Source organism: Modestobacter roseus, from assembly GCF_007994135.1.
Lineage (GTDB): Bacteria > Actinomycetota > Actinomycetes > Mycobacteriales > Geodermatophilaceae > Modestobacter > Modestobacter roseus.
The window spans coordinates 3,231,810-3,251,658 of the sequence record NZ_VLKF01000001.1; the positions used below are offsets into that span (position 1 = coordinate 3,231,810).

19 protein-coding genes are annotated in these 19,849 nt (G+C 73.3%); 4 read left to right on the forward strand and 15 right to left on the reverse strand.

Going from position 1 to position 19,849, the window contains the following annotated elements; genetic code table 11:
- Positions 1-62: 62 nt before the first annotated feature.
- The 3 genes from JD78_RS15440 to JD78_RS15450 are packed head-to-tail and all read right to left on the reverse strand — an operon-like array spanning position 63 to position 2,934.
- Positions 63-878 (reverse strand): ATP-binding cassette domain-containing protein, encoded by an 816-nt coding sequence (locus JD78_RS15440; RefSeq protein WP_208104112.1) that lies wholly within the window; start codon positions 876-878, stop codon positions 63-65.
- Positions 875-1,930, reverse strand: coding sequence for an ABC transporter permease (locus tag JD78_RS15445; protein WP_228395017.1), 1,056 nt, complete (start codon positions 1,928-1,930; stop codon positions 875-877). The genes JD78_RS15440 and JD78_RS15445 overlap by 4 nt, the downstream gene beginning before the upstream one ends.
- Positions 1,931-1,950: 20 nt before the next feature.
- The gene (locus JD78_RS15450) at positions 1,951-2,934 is read right to left on the reverse strand and encodes a sugar ABC transporter substrate-binding protein (protein WP_153358530.1); all 984 of its coding nucleotides are present in this window, start codon (positions 2,932-2,934) and stop codon (positions 1,951-1,953) included.
- Positions 2,935-3,188: 254 nt separating this feature from the next.
- Between JD78_RS15450 and JD78_RS15455 the strand changes: the two genes are divergently transcribed.
- Together JD78_RS15455 and JD78_RS15460 are read left to right on the forward strand one after the other, a co-directional pair.
- Complete coding sequence (locus JD78_RS15455) at positions 3,189-4,253, forward strand: Glu/Leu/Phe/Val family dehydrogenase (RefSeq protein ID WP_208104113.1); 1,065 nt, start codon at positions 3,189-3,191, stop codon at positions 4,251-4,253.
- Positions 4,254-4,453: 200 nt separating this feature from the next.
- A complete protein-coding gene (locus JD78_RS15460; RefSeq protein WP_153358526.1) occupies positions 4,454-4,675 on the forward strand; it encodes a DUF3073 domain-containing protein in 222 nt (73 codons plus the stop codon).
- Positions 4,676-4,798: 123 nt separating this feature from the next.
- Here JD78_RS15460 and purM read toward each other — a convergent pair whose 3' ends face one another.
- The 10 genes from purM to purS form a co-directional block, all read right to left on the reverse strand.
- Complete coding sequence (gene purM / locus JD78_RS15465; protein ID WP_153358524.1) at positions 4,799-5,863, reverse strand: phosphoribosylformylglycinamidine cyclo-ligase; 1,065 nt, start codon at positions 5,861-5,863, stop codon at positions 4,799-4,801.
- A gap of 67 nt (positions 5,864-5,930) precedes the next feature.
- Positions 5,931-7,490, reverse strand: coding sequence for an amidophosphoribosyltransferase (gene purF / locus JD78_RS15470; protein ID WP_153358522.1), 1,560 nt, complete (start codon positions 7,488-7,490; stop codon positions 5,931-5,933).
- Positions 7,491-7,585: 95 nt separating this feature from the next.
- Complete coding sequence (locus JD78_RS15475) at positions 7,586-8,200, reverse strand: MBL fold metallo-hydrolase (RefSeq protein WP_208104114.1); 615 nt, start codon at positions 8,198-8,200, stop codon at positions 7,586-7,588.
- Positions 8,201-8,276: 76 nt separating this feature from the next.
- On the reverse strand, positions 8,277-9,368 hold the full coding sequence (locus JD78_RS15480) for an S-(hydroxymethyl)mycothiol dehydrogenase (RefSeq protein WP_166521222.1): 1,092 nt from the start codon (positions 9,366-9,368) through the stop codon (positions 8,277-8,279).
- A gap of 121 nt (positions 9,369-9,489) precedes the next feature.
- On the reverse strand, positions 9,490-9,615 hold the full coding sequence (locus JD78_RS22645) for an MFS transporter small subunit (protein WP_279526846.1): 126 nt from the start codon (positions 9,613-9,615) through the stop codon (positions 9,490-9,492).
- Positions 9,612-11,027: an OFA family MFS transporter gene (locus JD78_RS15485; protein ID WP_153358482.1), complete on the reverse strand. Its 1,416-nt coding sequence runs from the start codon at positions 11,025-11,027 to the stop codon at positions 9,612-9,614. Before JD78_RS15485 ends, JD78_RS22645 begins: the two co-directional genes overlap by 4 nt.
- Before the next feature lie 279 nt (positions 11,028-11,306).
- Positions 11,307-11,696 carry a sterol carrier family protein gene (locus JD78_RS15490; protein ID WP_166521223.1) on the reverse strand — a complete coding sequence of 130 codons (390 nt, stop codon included), beginning with the start codon at positions 11,694-11,696 and terminating at the stop codon, positions 11,307-11,309.
- Positions 11,696-14,023 (reverse strand): phosphoribosylformylglycinamidine synthase subunit PurL, encoded by a 2,328-nt coding sequence (gene purL, locus JD78_RS15495; protein ID WP_228395014.1) that lies wholly within the window; start codon positions 14,021-14,023, stop codon positions 11,696-11,698. Before purL ends, JD78_RS15490 begins: the two co-directional genes overlap by 1 nt.
- Positions 14,020-14,715: a phosphoribosylformylglycinamidine synthase subunit PurQ gene (purQ, locus tag JD78_RS15500; RefSeq protein WP_153358481.1), complete on the reverse strand. Its 696-nt coding sequence runs from the start codon at positions 14,713-14,715 to the stop codon at positions 14,020-14,022. Before purQ ends, purL begins: the two co-directional genes overlap by 4 nt.
- A 12-nt stretch (positions 14,716-14,727) precedes the next feature.
- Positions 14,728-14,967 carry a phosphoribosylformylglycinamidine synthase subunit PurS gene (gene purS, locus JD78_RS15505; protein WP_153358479.1) on the reverse strand — a complete coding sequence of 80 codons (240 nt, stop codon included), beginning with the start codon at positions 14,965-14,967 and terminating at the stop codon, positions 14,728-14,730.
- A 230-nt stretch (positions 14,968-15,197) separates the two neighbouring features.
- On the opposite strand from purS, the gene JD78_RS15510 reads away from it, so the two are divergent.
- On the forward strand, positions 15,198-15,860 hold the full coding sequence (locus JD78_RS15510) for a flagellar brake protein (protein WP_153358477.1): 663 nt from the start codon (positions 15,198-15,200) through the stop codon (positions 15,858-15,860).
- A gap of 221 nt (positions 15,861-16,081) precedes the next feature.
- On the opposite strand, the gene JD78_RS15515 is transcribed toward JD78_RS15510, so the two are convergent.
- Together JD78_RS15515 and purB are read right to left on the reverse strand one after the other, a co-directional pair.
- Positions 16,082-16,942, reverse strand: a complete 861-nt coding sequence (locus tag JD78_RS15515) for a phosphoribosylaminoimidazolesuccinocarboxamide synthase (RefSeq protein WP_153358475.1) — start codon at positions 16,940-16,942, stop codon at positions 16,082-16,084.
- On the reverse strand, positions 16,939-18,246 hold the full coding sequence (gene purB / locus JD78_RS15520; protein WP_166521224.1) for an adenylosuccinate lyase: 1,308 nt from the start codon (positions 18,244-18,246) through the stop codon (positions 16,939-16,941). Before purB ends, JD78_RS15515 begins: the two co-directional genes overlap by 4 nt.
- A 492-nt stretch (positions 18,247-18,738) precedes the next feature.
- On the opposite strand from purB, the gene JD78_RS15525 reads away from it, so the two are divergent.
- Positions 18,739-19,824 carry an AI-2E family transporter gene (locus JD78_RS15525; RefSeq protein ID WP_243731056.1) on the forward strand — a complete coding sequence of 362 codons (1,086 nt, stop codon included), beginning with the start codon at positions 18,739-18,741 and terminating at the stop codon, positions 19,822-19,824.
- Positions 19,825-19,849 lie beyond the last annotated feature (25 nt).

The following is a 19,849-nucleotide window of genomic DNA, read 5'->3' on the forward strand; positions in this document are numbered from 1 at the left end:
CACGGGACCGCTTCCCGGACCCCACCCGGGCGTGTCCGCGCCCCCGTCGTGGGCGCCGCCGTTCAGCCGCCGGTGGGGCGCTGCAGCTCCTGGGCGAGCTGCGCGAGCTCGTCGCCGCCGGCCATCATCGTCGTCAGCTGCTCGGGGCTGACCTCGCCCTTCGCGAAGTCGCCCATGCTGCGGCCGCGGTTGAGCAGCAGGAACCGGTCGCCCACCGGGTGGGCGTGGTGCGGGTTGTGGGTGATGAAGACGACGCCGAGGCCGCGGTCGCGCGCCTGGGCGATGTACCGCAGCACCACGCCGGCCTGCTTGACCCCCAGCGCCGACGTCGGCTCGTCGAGGATGAGCACCCGCGCGCCGAAGTGCACCGCCCGCGCGATCGCCACCGACTGGCGTTCACCACCGGACAGCGTGCCCACCGGCTGCTCCGGGTCCCGGATGTCGATGCCCATCGCCGCCAGCTCGCGCCGGGTCACCTCCTTCGCCGTCGCCCGGTCGAAACGCCGGAACGGGCCGCGGCCGACGGTGGGCTCCGAGCCGAGGAAGAAGTTCCGCCAGATCGACATCAGCGGGATCATCGCCAGGTCCTGGTAGACGGTGGCGATGCCGGCGTCCAGCGCGTCCCGCGGCGCGTCGAAGGTCACCGGGCGCCCGTCGAGCAGCAGCTCGCCCCGGGTCGGCCGGTGCACCCCGGACAGGATCTTGATCAGCGTGGACTTGCCCGCCCCGTTGTCCCCGAGGACGCAGGTCACCTCACCGGCCCGGACCGCGGTCGAGATGCCGTCCAGCGCGATCACCGAGCCGAAGTCCCGGCCGATGCCGCGCAGCTCGAGCAGGGGCGCATCGCCCATCGGGGTGTTCATCGCAGCGGCGTTCATCGCCGGGTCGCCTCGGCGTAGCGGCGCACCAGCCGGTTGGTCAGCACCGCCAGCAGCAGCATCGCGCCGAGGAAGAAGTAGAACCAGTCGGCGTCCCAGTTCAGGTAGACGATGCCCTGCTGGGTCATGCCGAAGATCAGCGCGCCGAGCGCCGCGCCGATCGCCGAGCCGAACCCCCCGGTCAGCAGGCAGCCGCCGATGACCGCCGCGACGATGTAGATCAGCTCCTGCCCGGTGCCGGTGTTGGCCTGCACCGAGGTGAGCCGCACCGCGGTGATCGAGCCCACCAGCCAGGCCGCCCCGGCGGTGGTCATGAACAGCGCGATCGTGGTGCGCCGGGCCGGGACGCCGACGTTCCGGCTGGCCACCTCGTCACCGCCGGTGGCGAAGACCCAGTTGCCGAACCGGGTGCGCAGCAGCACCCAGCTGGCCACGACGGTGACCAGCACCCACCACAGGACGGCGACCCGGAACGGCTGGCCGAAGACGGTGATCGTGGAGGCCAGCAGCAGCTCGGCGGAGTGGTAGCCGGGCGCGTCGGCCAGCCCGCGCACCTGCACCGTGCCGGTGAACAGCTTGGTCAGCCCCAGGTTCAGGCCCTGCAGCATCAGGAAGGTGCCCAGCGTGATGATGAAGCTGGGCAGGCCCGTGCGGGTCACCAGCCAGCCGTTGACGAAGCCCACCGCCAGCGCCAGCACCCCGGCCACCGCGATGGCCACCCAGATGTTCTGGCCGAGCTCGACCGCGACGATGCCCACGGTGAGCGCGGTGGTGCCGGTCATGACGCCGGCGGAGAGGTCGAAGTGCCCGCCGATCATCAGCAGCGCGACCGCCACCGCCATGATGCCCAGCGTCGAGGCGACGTCGAGCCAGTTGGCGACACCGCTGAGCGACCGGAACACCTGCGACTGCGCGGCGAAGAAGGCGAAGACCGCCACCGCGCCGATCAGCGACCCCAGCTCGGGCTTGACCAGCAGCCGCCGCCACCAGCTCACGGCGGCGATGCGCTCGTCGACGCGCGGCGGTGCGTCCGCCGGCACGTCCTGCGTCACCCCGCCGGGCCCCTGGCTGCTCAGCGCGTGCCCTCCGCGGCGAGGTCGGCGATCGCGTCGACGTTGGACGGGTCGACGATGCCCGGCCCGGTGAGCACGGGCTGCCCACCGCCGACGGTGTTCAGGTTCTCCGCGTACAGCTGGAGCATCACGATCGGCAGGTAGCCCTGCTCGAACTGCTGCTGGTCGACGGCGAAGGCGACCGTGCCGTCCTGGATGGCGGAGATGACGTCACCGTTGAGGTCGAAGGTGGCGATCTCCACGTCGGCGCCGGCGTCCGAGGCGGCCGACGCGGCGATCGGTGCCACCGCGGAGTTCAGCGTGAGGACGGCGTCGATCGAGTCGTCGCTCTGCAGCTGCGAGGTGATCGTCGACTGCGCGGACTGCAGGTCGTTGATGTCCACCTGCAGCAGCCGGACGTCGGTGCCCAGGCCCTGCGACGCGCCGGCGCAGCGCTGCTCCAGGCCGATGTTGCCGGCCTCGTGCACGACGCAGAGGACGTTCTGCGCGCCGTCGGCGGCCAGTCGCTGCCCGGCGCCGATGCCGGCGATCGTCTCGTCCTGGCCGACGTGGCCGATCGCACCGAACTCGGCGGAGCGGTCCGCGCCGGAGTTGATCGTGACCACCGGGATGCCCGCGTCGACCGCCGCGGTGATGGAGTCCTGCAGCGCGTCCGGGTTGGCCATCGACACGACGATGCCGTCGACGTCCTGGTTGACCGCGGCCTCGATCAGCTGCGACTGGCGCTGCGGGTCGCCGTCGCTCTGGTAGTCGACGCCGACCCCGAGGTCCTCACCGGCGGCCTCGGCCCCGTTCTGCACGACGTCCCAGAACGCGTCACCCGCGGAACCGTGGGTCACCACCGCGAAGTCCAGGTCGCCGTCCGACGTGGCGGCACCGCCCGCGGCGCTGTCGGTCCCGCCACCGGAGTTCTCGGTGGAGCAGGCGGCCAGCACCAGGGGCGCGGCCAGCGCGAGCGCCAGCAGCCGCATGGGTCGGGCCATCGTGTGCCAGTTCCTCAATGTCGTCGCTCCTGTGTCGCGGCGCAGTCGTGCCCCGCTGGTGCTCCCCCGGCCGGCCCTGGACTCGGGCGATCCGGGTGAGAGTGTGCGGCACCGGGATGACCGGCGCCTCTCCTGGTCGGCTGATCATGCCTCCACCGGGTGGTGCGCCGGTCAGCGACCTCCCCGCCGAGACCAGGTCGTTGCCGAGCGCGGCAATGGGAGCCGGACCGGCGGCCGCGCCTACGCTCCTCGCCGTGGACGTTCTCGGTTCCGGTCACGAACAGGTCGTCTTCTGCTCCGACCCCGGGTCGGGGCTGCGGGCGGTGATCGCCGTGTACTCCACGGCGCTGGGGCCGGCCCTCGGCGGCACCCGCTTCTTCCCCTACGCCTCCGAGGAGGCCGCGGTCGCCGACGCGCTGGCGCTCTCCACCGCGATGGCCTACAAGAACAGCCTCGCGGGGCTGGACCTGGGCGGCGGGAAGGCGGTGATCATCGGCGATCCGCGCACCGACAAGACCGAGGCGCTGCTGCGCGCCTACGGCCGGTTCGTGGAGAGCCTGGGCGGCCGCTACCTCACCGCCTGCGACGTCGGCACCTACAACGCCGACCTCGACGTCGTCGCCCGGGAGACCCGGTTCGCCCACGGTCGCTCGGAGGCGTTCGGCGGCTGCGGGGACTCCTCGGTGCTCACCGCCTTCGGCGTCTTCCAGGGCATGCGCGCCGCCGCGCAGCACCGCTGGGGCGCCCCGACGCTGGCCGGGCGCACCGTGGCGGTGGCCGGGGTCGGCAAGGTGGGCTCCCACCTGGTCGACCGGCTGGTCGCCGACGGGGCCTCGGTCGTGGTGACCGACGTCGACCCGGCCGCCGTCGCGCGGGTGCGCAGCCGCCACCCCGACGTCGCCGCGGTGGCCGACACCGCGACGCTGGTGCGCACCCCGCACGACGTCTACGCGCCCTGCGCCCTCGGTGGCGCGCTGGACGACGGGACGGTGGCCGCCCTGCCCGCCGAGATCGTCTGCGGCGGCGCCAACAACCAGCTGGCCCACGAGGGCACGCCCGAGCTGCTGGCCGGCCGCGGCATCCTCTACGCCCCCGACTACCTGGTGAACGCCGGCGGGGTGATCCAGGTGGAGGACGAGCGGCACGGGTTCTCCTTCGCCCGGGCCGAGGCGAAGACGACGACCATCTTCGACGTGGCGCTGCGGGTGTTCGCCACGGCGGACGCCGACGGGGTCTCCCCCGCCGTCGCCGCCGACCGACTCGCCGAGGAGCGGATGCGCTCGGTGGGCCGGCTGGCGACCATCCGGCTGCCCCGCTGACCTGCCGTTCCGGGCCGCGCAGCGGGTGATCCCGGTCACCACACCCCTCCCGACGAGGGGCCCGGGGATGCCGACGTGTGCCCGTGACCCATCCGTGTCGTAAGCTCGGTCCAGGACACAGTCACTCAGTCGGGGTCGCCACACGGGCCGTCCAGCCCAGTGCTGGGCGACCCGCACTCCGTCACGAGGGGGTCGAGCCAATGGGGCGCGGCCGAGCGAAGGCCAAGCAGACACGCGTGGCCCGTGAGCTCAAGTACAGCTCACCCAACACCGACCTCACAGCCCTCCAGCGCGAACTCGCTGGTCAGCCGTCGTCCTTCCCCAGCCGGGGACCCAAGGACGACGACGATGATGAGGACGAGGGCTACGCCGATCGTTGGGCGTCGGACGACGAGGACGACGACTGGGCAGCCAGTCGTTGACCTGCTGATCCGGCGGTAACGACAGTCGATCGATCGCGAGGACACCGCCGGACCCCTGGGCCCGGCGGTGTCCTCGCGCGTCCGGCCCCTGCCCGACGGCGCGCCGTGGGCAGGGGTCGGACGTCAGCGGTAGTCGCCGTGGAGGGTGACCTCAGGGGGCGTCGCAGCTGACGCAGCCCGGGTCACCGTGCCGGCGACCCAGGCCGGGACGCCGCGCGCGGTGAGCAGCGCGACCGCCCGGTCGGCCTGCTCCGCGGCCACCGCGGCGACCATGCCGACACCGCAGTTGAAGGCGCGCTCGGACTCCGTGCGCGGCACGCCGTGCTCCTCCAGCAGCCGCACGGCCGCCGGCAGCGCCCAGCTGCCACGGTCCAGTTCGGCGGCCAGCCCGTCGGGCAGCACCCGGACGGTGTTGCCGGCCAGGCCTCCCCCGGTGATGTGCGCGTAGGCGTGCACGGTCTCCACGCCGAGCTCCTCCACCAGGGCCAGGCAGTCCCGGGCGTAGATGCGGGTCGGCTCCAGCAGCACGTCGCCCAGCGGGCGGTCCAGCCCGGCCGGAGTGGCGCTGAGGTCGAGCCCCGCACGGTCGACCACCCGGCGCACCAGGGAGTAGCCGTTGGAGTGGAAGCCGGAGGAGGCCATGGCGACCACCGCGTCGCCGGCCCGCACCCGCTCCGGGCCGAGGACCGCGTCGGCCTCGACCACGCCGACGGCGGTGGCGGCCAGGTCGTACTCGTCGGCGTCCATCAGGTCGCCGTGCTCGGCGGTCTCCCCGCCGACCAGCGCGGCACCGGCCTGCTGGCAGCCGGTGGCGATCCCGGTGACGATGGCGGCGATCCGCTGGGGCACCACCCGGCCACAGGCCACGTAGTCCTGCAGGAACAGCGGCTCGGCGCCGCAGGCGACCAGGTCGTCGACGACCATGGCGACCAGGTCGATGCCGACGGTGTCGTGCCGGTCCAGCTGCCGGGCCAGCGCGATCTTGGTGCCGACGCCGTCGGTGGAGGAGGCCAGCAGCGGCGCCCGGTACTTCGCGGTGTCCAGGGCGAACAACCCGGCGAAGCCGCCCAGCCCGCCGACGACCTCGGGCCGGTTGGTCCGCTCCACGGCGGCGCGCATCAGCGTGACCGCACGCTCACCGGCGTCGATGTCCACGCCGGACGCGGCGTAGGTGAAGTCGCTGCTCATCGCTCGTTCCGCTCCTCGGTCGCCGGCGCTCCCTGCGGTGCTCGCTCGCGGTCGCCCTCGCACGGGCTCACGGGCGGGACAGCGCGTCGTCGGCGCCCCCGGCCAGGGCCGGGCTGCCGGCCTGCTGACCGGTCCAGCCGGACACGGCGGGGACGCCGTCGCCCAGGGCCCGCCGGCCGATGCCCTCGAGCACGTGCTTGCCGAGCACCTCCGGCTCGCCCAGCGGGATGGGGTACTCGCCGGTGAAGCAGGCGGTGCACAGCCGGTTGGCCGGCTGCTCGGTGGCGGCGATCAGCCCCTGCTCGGAGACGTAGCCCAGCGAGTCGGCGTTGATCGAGGCGCGCACGCCGTCGACGTCCAGGCCGTTGGCGACCAGCTCGGCGCGGCTGGCGAAGTCGATGCCGTAGAAGCACGGCCACTTCACCGGCGGGGAGGAGATGCGCACGTGCACCTCGAGGGCGCCGGCCTCGCGCAGCATCCGGATCAGCGCGCGCTGGGTGTTGCCACGCACGATCGAGTCGTCGACGACGACCAGCCGCTTGCCCCGGATGACGTCGCGCAGCGGGTTGAGCTTCAGCCGGATGCCGAGCTGGCGGATCGTCTGGCTGGGCTGGATGAAGGTGCGGCCGACGTAGGAGTTCTTGACCAGGCCCACGCCGTAGGGGATGCCGGAGGCCTCGGCGTAGCCGACCGCGGCCGGGGTGCCCGACTCGGGCACCGGGATGACCAGGTCGGCGTCGACCGGGTGCTCCTTGGCGAGCCGGCGGCCGACCTCCACCCGGGCGGCGTGCACGCCGCGGCCGGAGATCGTGGTGTCCGGGCGGGCGAGGTAGACGTACTCGAAGACGCAGCCCTTGGGCTGGGCCGGGGCGAAGTGCTGGCTGCGCAGCCCGTCCTCGTCGATGGCGATCAGCTCGCCCGGCTCGACCTCGCGGACGAAGGAGGCGCCGCAGATGTCCAGCGCGGCGGTCTCGCTGGCCACCACCCAGCCGCGCTCCAGGCGACCGAGCACCAGCGGACGCACGCCCTGCGGGTCGCGGGCGGCGTAGAGGGTGTGCTCGTCCATGAAGGTGAAGCTGAACGCGCCGCGCAGGCGGGGCAGCACCTCCATCGCCGCGACCTCGACCGACACGTCGGGCCGGGCGGCGATCAGCGAGGTGACCAGGTCGGAGTCGTTGGTGGCCACGAACGCCCCGGCCACGCCCTCGTCGGCGGCGGCGCTGGCCAGCTCGGCGGTGTTCACCAGGTTGCCGTTGTGGCACAGCGCCAGCCCGGTGCCGGCCTCCGTGGTGCGGAAGGTCGGCTGGGCGTTCTCCCAGGTCGACGCGCCGGTCGTGGAGTAGCGGGCGTGGCCGACGGCGAGGTGGCCGCGCAGGCTGCCCAGCGTCGCCTCGTCGAAGACCTGGCTCACCAGGCCCATGTCCTTGTAGACCACGACCGAGGCGCCGTCGGACACCGCGATGCCCGCCGCCTCCTGTCCGCGGTGCTGGAGGGCGTACAGACCGAAGTAGGTCAGCTTCGCGACCTCCTCCCCCGGGGCCCAGACCCCGAAGACGCCACAGGCGTCCTGGGGACCAGGGGAATGGGGGTCGAGGTCGTGCGTCAGCCGTCCGTCACCGCGAGGCACCCCCAGAGAGTACCGGCTGCGTCGTCCCCACCCGGGTGGGACCGCTCACCCGGGTGGGGACGACGCCGTCCGGAACGTCCAGCTCAGCGGTGTGGTCAGGCGATGTTGCCGAGTTCGGCGTTGATCGTGGTGTCGTCGCCGTGCCCGGTGCGCACCACGGTGTCGCCGTGCAGGGTGAGCAGCCGGGCCCGGATCGAGGCCAGGATCGTCGGCTTGTCGCTGTAGGACCGCCCGGTGGCGCCCGGGCCACCGGAGAACAGCGTGTCGCCGGAGAACACCGTGTTCAGGTCGGCGGAGTACAGGCAGGTGCTGCCCGGTGAGTGGCCCGGGGTGTGCAGCGCCTGCAGCTGGAGCCCGGCCACGCTGATCCGGGCGCCGTCGACCAGGTCGCGGTCGGGCGCGGCCTCCGGGTGCACGACGTCCCACAGCATCCGGTCGGCCGGGTTCAGCCAGATCGCGGCCGCGGTGGCCTCCCGCAGCGCCACGGCGGCGGTGATGTGGTCGTTGTGCGCGTGGGTGAGCACGATCGCCTGCACCCGCCGGCCGCCGATGGCGTCCACGATCGGCTCGGCGCGGTGCGGCGCGTCGATGACGACCACCTCGTCGTCGTCCCCGACCAGCCAGACGTTGTTGTCGACGTCGAAGTCCTGCCCGTCGAGGCTGAAGACGCCGCTGACGACGACCTTGTCGATGCGCGGGGTGCCGGTCACTGCTCCACTCCGCACTCGTTCCGCTCCTCGGTCGCTCGCGCTCCCTGCGATGCTCGCTCGCGCGTCGTCATCGTGGTCACTTGTCCAGCACCACCACGGAGCGCAGCACGTCGCCGTGGTGCATCTTCTCGAACGCCTGCTCGACGTCGGCCAGGCCGATCGTCTCGGTGACGAAGTCGTCCAGCGGGAACCGCCCCTGCAGGTACAGGTCGACCAGCATCGGGAAGTCCCGGCTGGGCAGGCAGTCGCCGTACCAGGAGGACTTCAGCGCGCCACCGCGGCCGAAGACCTCCAGCAGCGGCAGGGTGATCTCCATGTCCGGGCGGGGGACGCCGACGAGCACGACGCGGCCGGCCAGGTCGCGGGAGTAGAAGGCCTGCTCGAAGACCGCCGGGTGGCCGACCGCGTCGATGGTGACGTCGGCACCGAAGCCACCGGTGAGGGACTTGATCGCCTCGACCGGGTCGGTCTCCTTGCTGTTGACCGCGTGGGTGGCGCCGAGCTTCTTCGCCCACTCGAGCTTCCGGTCGTCGATGTCGACGGCGATGATCGTGGTCGCCCCGGCCAGCTTCGCCCCGGCGATCGCGGCGTCACCGACGCCGCCGCAGCCGAACACGGCCACGCTCTCCCCGCGCTGGACCGCGCCGGTGTTGATCGCCGCGCCGACGCCGGCCATGACGCCGCAGCCGAGGAGCCCGGCCGAGGTGGCCGGCGCCTGCGGGTCGACCTTGGTGCACTGCCCCGAGTGGACCAGCGTCTTCTCGGCGAACGCCCCGATGCCCAGCGCGGCGGACAGTTCGGTGCCGTCGGCCAGGGTCATCTTCTGCGCGGCGTTGTGGGTGTTGAAGCAGTACTGCGGCTGGCCCTTGCGGCAGGCACGGCACTCCCCGCAGACCGCGCGCCAGTTCAGGACCACGTAGTCGCCGACCGCGACGTTGGTGACGCCCTCACCCACCGCGGAGACGACGCCGGCGGCCTCGTGCCCGAGCAGGAAGGGGAACTCGTCGTTGATCCCGCCCTCGCGGTAGTGCAGGTCGGTGTGGCAGACCCCGCAGGCCTGCACGTCCACGACCGCTTCGCCCGGACCCGGGTCGGGCACGATGATCGTCTCGATGGTGACCGGTGCACCCTTGCTTCGGGCGACGACGCCCTGGACCTCGTACGGCATGCCCCGACCCTAGGGCGGGGCCGGTGCATGCGCGCGGGCGCATCCCGCACCACCGGCCGGACAGCACAGCGCCCCTCCTGCCCAGGGGCAGGAGGGGCGCTGCGGTGGTGCCGGGTCCGGCTCAGCCGGTGAACAGCGTGCTGGCGGTGCGGATGGTCTGCACCAGCCCGTACACCAGCGGCAGGCCCACCAGGGCCCAGGCGAAGGCGACCAGGCCGGTCGGCGTCGTGCTCTGCTGCTCGCTCATCGTGCGGTGCTCCGTTCGGGGTTGGCGCGGGCGGTGGCGGGGGTGGTGGCGTGCGGCTCGTGCCACTTCGCCGCGACCGGCTTGACCAGCAGGTTGGCGACGAAGCCCACGGCCAGCAGGCCGACCATGATGAACAGCGCCGGCCGGTAGTCACCGGCGTTGAGCTGGCCCGGAGTGCCCTGGCTGTCCAGGACGCCGTTGACGATCAGCGGACCGGCGATGCCGGCGGCGGCCCAGGCGGTCAGCAGCCGGCCGTGGATGGCGCCGACCTGGTAGGTGCCGAAGAGGTCGCGCAGGTAGGCCGGGACGGTCGCGAAGCCACCACCGTAGAAGCTGATGATGATCGCGGCGAGCGCGACGAACAGCCAGACGGCGCTGCTGCCGACGGTGGCCAGCAGGACGTAGAGCACCAGGCCGACACCCAGGTAGACCATGTAGATGCCCTTGCGGCCGATGTAGTCCGACGTGGAGGACCAGACGAACCGGCCCGCCATGTTGAACAGCGACAGCAGCCCGACGAAACCGCCGGCCGCGGCGGCGGCGACCGCGGAGGTCTCACCGTTGCGGAAGAAGTCCTGGATCATCGGCGCGGCCTGCTCGAGGATGCCGATGCCGGCGGTCACGTTGCAGAACAGCACGGTCCACAGCAGCCAGAACTGCGGGGTCTTGATGGCGTTGCCGGCCGAGACGCTCTCGCTGGTGACCATCGACTTCTGCTTGACCGTCGAGGGGTCGAAGCCGGCGGGCCGCCAGTCGTCGGCGGGGACGCGGACGATGAAGGCACCGAACATCATGAAGACCAGGTAGAGCAGGCCCAGGGTGAGGAACAGACCTGCGACGGCGTTGCCGCTCGGGGTGGTGCCCGCGGTGCCGTCGTAGACCGGGTCGTACCAGTTCATCAGCTGGCGGGACAGCGGCGAGGCGATGAGCGCGCCACCACCGAAGCCCATGATCGCCATGCCGGTGGCCAGGCCCGGACGGTCCGGGAACCACTTGATCAGCGTGGAGACCGGCGAGATGTAGCCGATGCCCAGGCCGATGCCGCCGATGACGCCGTAGCCGAGGTAGAGCAGCCACAGCTGCTCGGTGTAGATGCCCAGGGAGCCGACGAGGAAGCCGGTGACCCAGAAGACGGCCGAGGTGAACATGGCGGCGCGGGGACCGTTGCGGTCCACCCACGTGCCGAAGAGCGCGGCCGACAGGCCCAGCATCACGATCGCGATCGAGAAGACGATCCCGATGGCGGTGAGGGTGGAGTCGAAGTGCGAGACGAGAGCTGCCTTGTAGACGCTCGTCGCGTAGGCCTGGCCGATGCACAGGTGCACGGCCAGCGCGGCCGGCGGGATGAGCCATCGGTTGAAGCCCGGCTTCGCGATGATGCGCTCCCGGGCCAGGAAGCTGGGTACTGCCACGGAACGACCTCCGAGGTGACGTGACGGCGCGGCCGGTCGGACGAGCCAGCCGCGCGAGTCACTCTCCTTGTGAGCTGCATCGCGACCGGGGGGACCGTACGTCGTCCCCGACCGTTTCGCCCTCCGCAGTACCCGAAGTGGGGACGGCGTGTCTCATCACGATTCCGCAGGTCGCGCTGCGAGTCCTCGACTGGTCGACACGGCCGTGGGGTCACCGGTGCCGGGGGTCCGCTGCCCAGCCGGCGCCCGGCCGGCGCTCGGCCGCCGCTCGGCCGCCGCTCAGCCGGCGCGCAGCGGGGACAGCGGCAGGTGAGTTGCGAGGTCGGCGCGGTTGCCGCTGGCGCTGACCCGCCCCTCGGCGAGCGCGTCGGCCCAGGTGAGCGTCCCGGTGGCCAGCCGCAGCCAGGTCCCGGCGTCGGTCTCCACCACGTTCGGCGGGGTGCCCCGGGTGTGCCGCGGGCCCGGGATGCACTGCACCGCCACGAACGGCGGCACGCGGACCTCCACCGACCGGCCCGGCACCTGCTGGGCCAGCCAGCGCGCCGAGGTCTTCACGGCAGCGCCGAGCACCGCGCGCGGCGGCTGCTCGGCGTGACCGGTCAACCACGGCCGGACGGCGTCGACCGCGGCGCGCAGCTCGTCCGCGGGGATGGGCCGGGCCGCCGTCATCAGCTGGTCGGGACGGTCCCCGCGGGAACGGTGCCGACGGTGACCTCCGGGCTGCCGAACAGCGCCGGCAGGGTCGCCGCCCACGCCGCGCGCAGCTCGGCCAGCGGCAGCTCCAGCAGGCCGTCCAGCACGAGTGCGTCGCCGCCCGTCGCGCCGAGCTCGGTGACCGGCACGCCGGCCGCCTCGGCCGCGGCGCGCACCGCCGCCGGGTCGGTGGTGGTGACGACGACGCGGGCCACGGACTCGCCGAACAGCGCCGCCGTCGGGTCGCCCGGGACGCGCAGCCGGGCGCCGGTGCCGTACCGCAACGCCGACTCGGTCAGCGCCTGGGCCAGACCGCCGTCGGCCAGGTCGTGCGCGGAGCTGACCAGCCCCTCGGCCGACAGGGTCGCCAGCAGCTCGCCCAGGGACCGCTCGGCCGCCAGGTCCAGCCGGGGCGGCAGCCCGCCCAGGTGCCCGTGCACGACCGCGGCCCAGGCCGAACCACCGAACTCCGCCCGGGTCTCCCCCAGCAGCAGCACCGACTCGCCGTCGGCTCGCCAGCCGGTGGGCACCCGGCGGGTGACGTCGGCGTGCACGCCCAGCACCCCGATCACCGGGGTGGGGTTGATCGCGACGTCGCCGGTCTGGTTGTAGAGGCTCACGTTGCCGCCGGTGACCGGCAGCCCGAGCTCGCGGCAGCCGTCGGCCAGGCCGCGGACCGCCTCGGCGAACTGCCACATCACCTCGGGGTTCTCCGGGGAGCCGAAGTTCAGGCAGTTGGTGACCGCCAGCGGCTTCGCGCCGGAGACGGCGACGTTGCGGTAGGCCTCGGCCAGGTTCAGCTGGGCACCGGTGTAGGGGTCCAGCCGGGCGTAGCGGGCGTTGCCGTCCAGCGAGAGCGCGATGCCCAGGTTGCTGGACTCGTCGATCCGCAGCACGCCGGCGTCCTCGGGCTGGGCGAGCACGGTGTTGCCCCGCACGTAGCGGTCGTACTGCTCGGTGACCCAGCTCTTGTCCGCGCCGTCCGGGCTGGAGACGACGGCGAGCCAGTCGGCCCGCAGGTCGGCCGAGGACGACGGCGGCGCGTCGGCCTGCAGCGCGTCCAGGTCGGCCGGGCGGGCCATCGGGCGGTCGTAGCGCGGGCCCTCCAGCGCCACCGTGCGCGGCGGGACGTCGACGATCCGCTCGCCGTGCCAGTCGATGGTGAGCCGGTCGCCGTCGGTGACCTCACCGATGACCGTGGCCAGCACGTCCCACTTCGCGCAGACGGCGAGGAACTCGTCGACCTTGCCCGGCTCGACGATCGCGCACATCCGCTCCTGCGACTCGCTCATCAGGATCTCGGCGGGGGTGAGCGTGGAGTCGCGCAGCGGGACGGCGTCCAGGTCGATCGCCATGCCGCCGGAGCCGGCGGCGGCGAGCTCGCTGGTGGCGCAGGAGATGCCGGCGCCGCCGAGGTCCTGGATGCCGGTGACCAGGCCGGCGGCGAAGATCTCCAGGCAGGCCTCGATCAGCAGCTTCTCGGTGAACGGGTCGCCGACCTGCACGGCGGGGCGCTTGGCCGGACCCTCGGCGTCGAAGGTCTCGCTGGCCAGCACCGAGACGCCGCCGATCCCGTCGCCGCCGGTGCGCGCCCCGAACAGCACGACCTTGTTGCCGACGCCCTCGGCCTTGGCCAGCTGCAGCTCCTCGTGCCGCAGCACGCCGACGCACAGGGCGTTGACCAGCGGGTTGCCCGCGTAGGTCTCGTCGAAGAGCAGCTCGCCGCCGATGTTGGGCAGGCCGAGGCAGTTGCCGTAGCCGCCCACGCCGGCGACCACGCCGGGCAGCACCCGGGCGGTGTCGGGGGCGTCCGCGGCACCGAAGCGCAGCGAGTCCATGACGGCGATCGGCCGGGCGCCCATGGTGAGGATGTCGCGGACGATGCCGCCGACCCCGGTCGCCGCGCCCTGGTAGGGCTCGACGTAGCTCGGGTGGTTGTGCGACTCGACCTTGAAGGTGACCGCGTAGCCCTCGCCCACGTCGACGACGCCGGCGTTCTCGCCCATGCCGACCAGCAGCGCGTCGCTCTTCGGCAGGTCGCCGAAGCGGCGCAGGTGCACCTTGGAGGACTTGTAGGAGCAGTGCTCGCTCCACATCACCGAGTACATCGCCAGCTCGGCGGTGGTCGGGCGGCGGCCGAGGATCTCCCGGATCCGGGCGTACTCGTCGTCCTTGAGCCCCAGCTCGGCGAAGGGCTGCGCGTCGTCGGGGGTGCGCCCGGCCCGGTCGACGGTGTCGAGGTCGGGCATCGCCCGGACGGCGGCGTCGGCCGGGCCGTCGGCGGCGTGCGGGGTGGCGGTCACGCGGCGACCATCGCGGTGAGCACGGAGGTGAAGAAGCCCAGGCCGTCGGTGCTCGGACCGGTCAGGTCCTCGACCGCGTGCTCCGGGTGCGGCATCAGCCCGACCACCCGTCCGTCGGCGCTGGTCACCCCGGCGATGTCGCGGGAGCTGCCGTTGGGGTTGCCGTCCACGCCGGACCCGGGCGTCGTGCTGACGTAGCGCACGACCACCCGCCCGTCACCCTCGAGACGGTCCAGGTCTGCGGGTGCGGCCACGTAGCGGCCCTCACCGTTCTTCACCGGGACGACGATCCGCTGCCCCTGCGTGAACGACGTCGTCCACGCGGTGTCGGCGCGCTCGACGAGCAGCCCCTGGTCACGGTTGCGGAAGTGCAGGTGGCTGTTGCGGGTCAGCGCCCCGGGCAGCAGACCCGCCTCGCACAGCACCTGAAAGCCGTTGCAGATGCCCAGCACCGGCAGCCCCTGCCGGGCCGCGGCCACGACGTCGGCCATCAGCGGCGAACGGGCGGCGATCGCCCCGGCGCGCAGGTAGTCGCCGTAGGAGAAGCCCCCGGGCAGGACGACGGCGTCGACGTCCTTCAGGTCGTGGTCGCCGTGCCAGAGCGAGACGGGCTCAGCGCCGGCGAGCCGCACCGCGCGTGCGGCGTCGACGTCGTCCAGGGAGCCCGGGAAGGTGATGACACCGATGCGCACTGTTCTTCGTCCTCAGTCGGTGGGGAGGTGCAGCTCGACGTCCTCGATGACCGGGTTGGCCAGCAGCGTCTCCGCGATCTCGCGGAGCTCGGCCTCGTCGGGGTCGCCGTCGACCTCCAGGACGAAGTGCTTGCCCTGACGGACACTGCGGACACCGGAGTGCCCGAGCCGCCCCAGGGCGCCGAGCACGGCCTGCCCCTGCGGATCGGAGATCTCTGGCTTCAGGACGACGTCGACGACCACCTGGGGCACGCCGGGAAGCCTACCGGCACCCTGTGCACACCCCGAGGGACGGGCAATCCCCGTTGTGCACGATCAAATGCGGGAAGCCAGTGTCCCTCGGCCGCCTTCCCACCAACGGGTGACCCGGAGCCGGGGTTGACCTCCACATCGAGCCGATCCCGTCCGATGATGGGCCCGACCGGTCGCCGCGGACAGCGGCCCGGAGGCGTACGACCGAGACGAGTGGAGGCAGCCAGGTGGTGGCGGGCACACCGAACGTCGACTTCCCGGCCGACACCACCGCGCTGAGCGTGCTGCCCCTCGGGCAGGACGAGGCGCTGACCAGCCGGGTCCGGCGCAGCAGCGACACGCTGCTGCACGTGAGCCACCCGCGCGACCCCCGCGGCGACGGCGCCGAGTTCGTGCTCCGGGACATGCTCGAGCTGTCCTGGCAGGCCGACGACGGGCTGCGGTCGATCCCCACCGAGGCCGTCGGCGTCACCGACGACGGCCTCTGGAAGCTCAAGATCACCGGAACGGCCAGCCGGCTGCAACGCCGCGACGCCGTCCGCGCCCCGATCGGACTGCCGGTGACGCTCGCCTACGACGGGATCACCCTCACCGGGAGCACGGTGGACCTCAGCGAAGGCGGCCTGCTCGCCGTCTTCCGCGGCTACGCCGACCTCGGGGTCGGCACTCCGTTCCCCAAGCGCGGCCAGGTCATGCCCCTGCGGCTGGACCTGTGGTCCGACGAGCTGGTCACCGACGTCCAGATGGTGCGCCGCCGGCCCCGCCACGACCAGCTGCACGAGTGGTCGCTGGCCTTCGTCGGCCTGCCCGAGCCCGCCGCCGACCTGATCCGCTCGCACGTGTTCACCGCGCTGCGCAACGCCCGCGCCCGCGGCATCTCCACGCTGTACTGATCGCGATCCTCCGGATCGCACCGCGGCCAACAGCCGTGCCCGGCGGCCGTGGAGCCGTTGCCCGCGATGCCGGCGGGAGGCCTCCGGCCTCCGCACCGGCGTCGCGGAACGGTTCTGGCGGCCCGTGGGTCGCCTGCCGTGCCCGGCTGGTCCCGCACGTCCCCACGTCGTCCCCGACTGCACCTTTGCGCAGGTGGTGAGCCGGGAGGATCGCCGTCGGCTCAGACGAACTGCTGGCCGGTGAGCTTCTCGTAGGCGGTGACGTAGCGCTCGCGGGTGGCGGCGACGACGTCCGCCGGGAGCTCCGGCGGCGGGGAGACCCGGTCCCAGCCCGACGTGGTCAGCCAGTCCCGTACGAACTGCTTGTCGAAGGAGGGCTGCGGCGCCCCCGGCGACCAGGTCATCGCCGGCCAGAAACGCGAGGAGTCGGGCGTGAGCACCTCGTCGCCGAGCACCAGCTGCCCGTCGGCCGTGCCGAACTCGAACTTGGTGTCGGCCAGCACGATCCCCGCGTCGTGCGCGATCTCGGCGCCCCGGCGGTAGAGGGCCAGGGTGAGCGCGCGCAGCGCCTCGGCCCGCTCGGCACCGACGGCGTCGACCACCTGCGCGAAGCCGATCGCCTCGTCGTGCTCGCCGAGCTCGGCCTTCGTCGACGGGGTGAACACCGGCTCGGGCAGCTGCGAGCCCTCCACCAGGCCGGCGGGCAGCGGCACGTCGAGGATCGCGCCGGTGCGCTGGTACAGATGCGTCCCGGAGCCGGAGAGGTAGCCGCGGGCCACGCACTCCACCGGCAGCATCTCCAGCCGGCGCACCAGCATCGCCCGCCCGGCCACCTCGGCCGGGACGTCGGTCGCCGACACCAGGTGGTGCGCGGCGCCGTGCTCGGCCAGCACCGGCGCGAGCTGCTCGAACCACCACACCGACAGCGCGGTGAGCACCCGGCCCTTGTCCGGGATGGGCGTGGGCAGCACGTGGTCGTAGGCGGAGATCCGGTCGCTGGCGACCAGCAGCAGCCGGTCGTCGTCGACGGCGTAGACCTCGCGGACCTTGCCCCGGGCGACGAGCTCGAAGGGCAGGCTCACGACAGCGCGGCGAGCCGGTCGAACAGCGGTCCCAGGTTGGCCACGTACTGCTCGGGCCGGCAGATCTCGTCCAGCCGTGCCTCGTCCAGCGTCACGCCGTCCTCGCCCGCCCGCTCACGCAGCGTGTGCCGGAACGGCGTGCCCTCGGACCAGGTCCGCATGGCCGCGGACTGCACCAGCGCGTACGCCTGCTCCCGGCCCATGCCGGCCTCGACCAGCTCCAGCAGCACGGAGGAGGTGTAGATCAGCCCACCGGTCGACTCGAGGTTGGCCCGCATCCGCTCGGCGTCGACGACCAGGTTCTCCACCAGGCCCGCCGTCAGGTGCAGCAGGTAGTCGGTGGTGATCGCGGCGTCGGGCAGGAAGACCCGCTCGGTGGAGGAGTGCGAGATGTCCCGCTCGTGCCACAGCGGGATGCCCTCCATCACCGGGACGATCGCGGCCCGGACGACCCGCGCGAGCCCCGCGATCCGCTCGGAGCGGATCGGGTTCTTCTTGTGCGGCATCGCCGAGGAGCCCTTCTGCCCCGACCCGAACGCCTCGGACAGCTCGCGCACCTCGGTGCGCTGGCCGTGCCGCACCTCCAGCGCGATCGCCTCGCAGACCGTGGCGATGATCGCCAGCGCGGAGACCCACTCGCTGATCCCGTCGCGCAGCACCACCTGGGTGGAGGCGTCCGCGGCGCGCAGGTGCAGCGCCTCGGCCACCGTGACCTCGACCGAGGGGTCGATCAGGGAGTAGGTGCCGACGGCGCCGGAGATGGCGACCACGCCCACGGCCTCGCGGGCGCGGCGGAGCCGGTCCCGGGAGCGGGCCATCGCGAAGGCGAGGTCGGCGACCCGGTGGCCCCAGACGTCGGGCTCGGCGTGCACGCCGTGCGTGCGGCCCACCTTGATCGTGTGCCGGTGGGCCAGCCCGTGGTCGCGCAGCGCCGCGACCAGGCGGTCGGCCTTGGCCAGCAGGACGTCGGTGGCGTCGGTGAGCTGGACCGCGAGCGCGGTGTCCAGCAGGTCCGACGACGTCATGCCGTGGTGCACGTAGGCGGCGGCCGAGCGCGGCTCGGTGTTGTCGGCCCACGCGGTCAGGAAGGCGATGACGTCGTGCTGGGTCGTCTCCTCGATCTCCGCGACCCGCGCCGGCGTGGGCGGCGGGGCGTTGCGCACCGGCTCGACGACGTCGGCGGGCACCCGGCCGGCGGCGGCGTGCGCCTCCAGGACGAGCGTCTCCACCCGGCACCACAGCTCGTACTTGTGCTCGTCACTCCAGACCCGTCCCATCTCGGGCAGGGTGTAGCGGTCGATCATGCGGGCACCGCCGGGAACTGGTCAGCAGGTCGTGGCACCGTGACATCCTCCCGCACGGGCCGGTCGGCCCGTGCATCCCCTCGGAGGAACCATGCTGAAGCGGGCCACCCGCGCGCTCTCCCGCGCCCGGGCGCACCTCCGGGCGGCCGCCGAGCGCGACCCCTACGCCTGGCCCGACGGGACGGTGCTGGTGCTCGGCGACGGCACCCGCGCCGTCGTCGACCACGTCGAGGGGCACCCGCTCCCCGGACCGGACGCCGACGTGCGGCCGAACGGGCATCCCACCCGGCGGCCGGCCGTCGACGGCGCGGGACCCGGCGCCCCGCGAGCACCCCTCCCCCAGGCAGCCCGCAGCCGGACGCCCCCGACGTCGACGTGCCGGGCGGGGTCAGCGGGCCACCCCGCCCCGGTGGTCCGCCCCCCGGTCCGGGCCGGGACCGCAGCCGGGGCAGCCTGCTGGCGCCGGATGCACCGGTCGCCCCGGACCGTGAGGTGCCCAACGGGCTGCGGATCGCCGCTGCCTGGTCGTGGCGGGCGATCGTCGTGGTCGCGGCCGGCTACCTGGTGCTGCGCGCGGCCGGCTACGTCGCCGTCGTCCTGGTGCCCGTCTTCGTGGCGCTCCTGCTCGCGGCGCTGCTGCAGCCGGGTGCTGCGTGGCTGCGCCGGCGGGGCTGGCCGACGTCGCTGTCGGCGATCACCATGCTCGTCGTCGGGCTGGGAGTGGTGGCCGGGCTGCTCACCCTGGTCGTCGAGGAGTTCGTGGCGGGGTACGACGACCTCGCCGACCAGGTCGGCCAGGGGATCGACCAGATCCGCGACTTCGCCGTCAGCACCTTCCCGGTCTCCCAGTCGCAGATCAACGACGCGCTCGACAGCGCGCAGACGGCGATCAGCGACAACCGCGACGTGCTCACCTCGGGCGCCCTCACCACCGCGGCCACCGTCGGGGAGCTGCTGACCGGCGCGCTGCTGACCCTGTTCACCCTCTTCTTCTTCCTGCTGGACGGCCGGCAGATCTGGCTGTGGCTGGTCGGCCTGACGCCCGCCAACTCCCAGGCCTACCTGGACGAGGCGGCCCGCCGCTCCTGGCGGACGCTGATCTCCTACGTGCGGGCCACCGTGGCCGTCGCCGCCTTCGACGCGGTGTTCATCGGGGTGGGTCTGCTCGTGCTGGGCACGCCACTGGTCGTCCCGCTGGCGGCGCTGGTGTTCCTCGGCGCCTTCATCCCGATCATCGGCTCGTTCCTGGCCGGCACCGTCTCGGTGCTGGTCACCCTCGTCGCGGTCGGGCCGGTCCAGGCGCTCGTGGCGCTGGGCATCATCGTCGTGGTGATGCAGCTGGAGGGCCACGTGCTCCAGCCGCTGCTGCTGGGCCGGGCGGTCTCGGTGCACCCGCTGGCGGTGGTGCTCGGCATCGCCGCCGGGCTGCTCGTCGGCGGCATCTTCGGCGCGCTGATCGCCGTCCCGGTGATCGCCTGCGGCAACGTGGCGGGCACCTACCTGTCCCGGCGGCACGAGGGGCCCCGGCCGCCGCAGCCGGACACCCGCCGCGCGCGCCGGCTGGTCCGCGCGGAGTGACCGGCGCGCGCCGCGGCCCCTTCCC

What these genes read in the sequence shown, in the direction of transcription:
- JD78_RS15440 (WP_208104112.1), bottom strand. Translation starts at nt 878, where the DNA reads ATGAACGCCGCTGCGATGAACACCCCGATGGGCGATGCGCCCCTGCTC.
- JD78_RS15450 (WP_153358530.1), bottom strand. Translation starts at nt 2,934, where the DNA reads ATGGCCCGACCCATGCGGCTGCTGGCGCTCGCGCTGGCCGCGCCCCTG.
- JD78_RS15460 (WP_153358526.1), top strand. Translation starts at nt 4,454, where the DNA reads ATGGGGCGCGGCCGAGCGAAGGCCAAGCAGACACGCGTGGCCCGTGAG.
- purM (WP_153358524.1), bottom strand. Translation starts at nt 5,863, where the DNA reads ATGAGCAGCGACTTCACCTACGCCGCGTCCGGCGTGGACATCGACGCC.
- JD78_RS15480 (WP_166521222.1), bottom strand. Translation starts at nt 9,368, where the DNA reads ATGCCGTACGAGGTCCAGGGCGTCGTCGCCCGAAGCAAGGGTGCACCG.
- JD78_RS22645 (WP_279526846.1), bottom strand. Translation starts at nt 9,615, where the DNA reads ATGAGCGAGCAGCAGAGCACGACGCCGACCGGCCTGGTCGCCTTCGCC.
- JD78_RS15490 (WP_166521223.1), bottom strand. Translation starts at nt 11,696, where the DNA reads ATGACGGCGGCCCGGCCCATCCCCGCGGACGAGCTGCGCGCCGCGGTC.
- purB (WP_166521224.1), bottom strand. Translation starts at nt 18,246, where the DNA reads ATGATCGACCGCTACACCCTGCCCGAGATGGGACGGGTCTGGAGTGAC.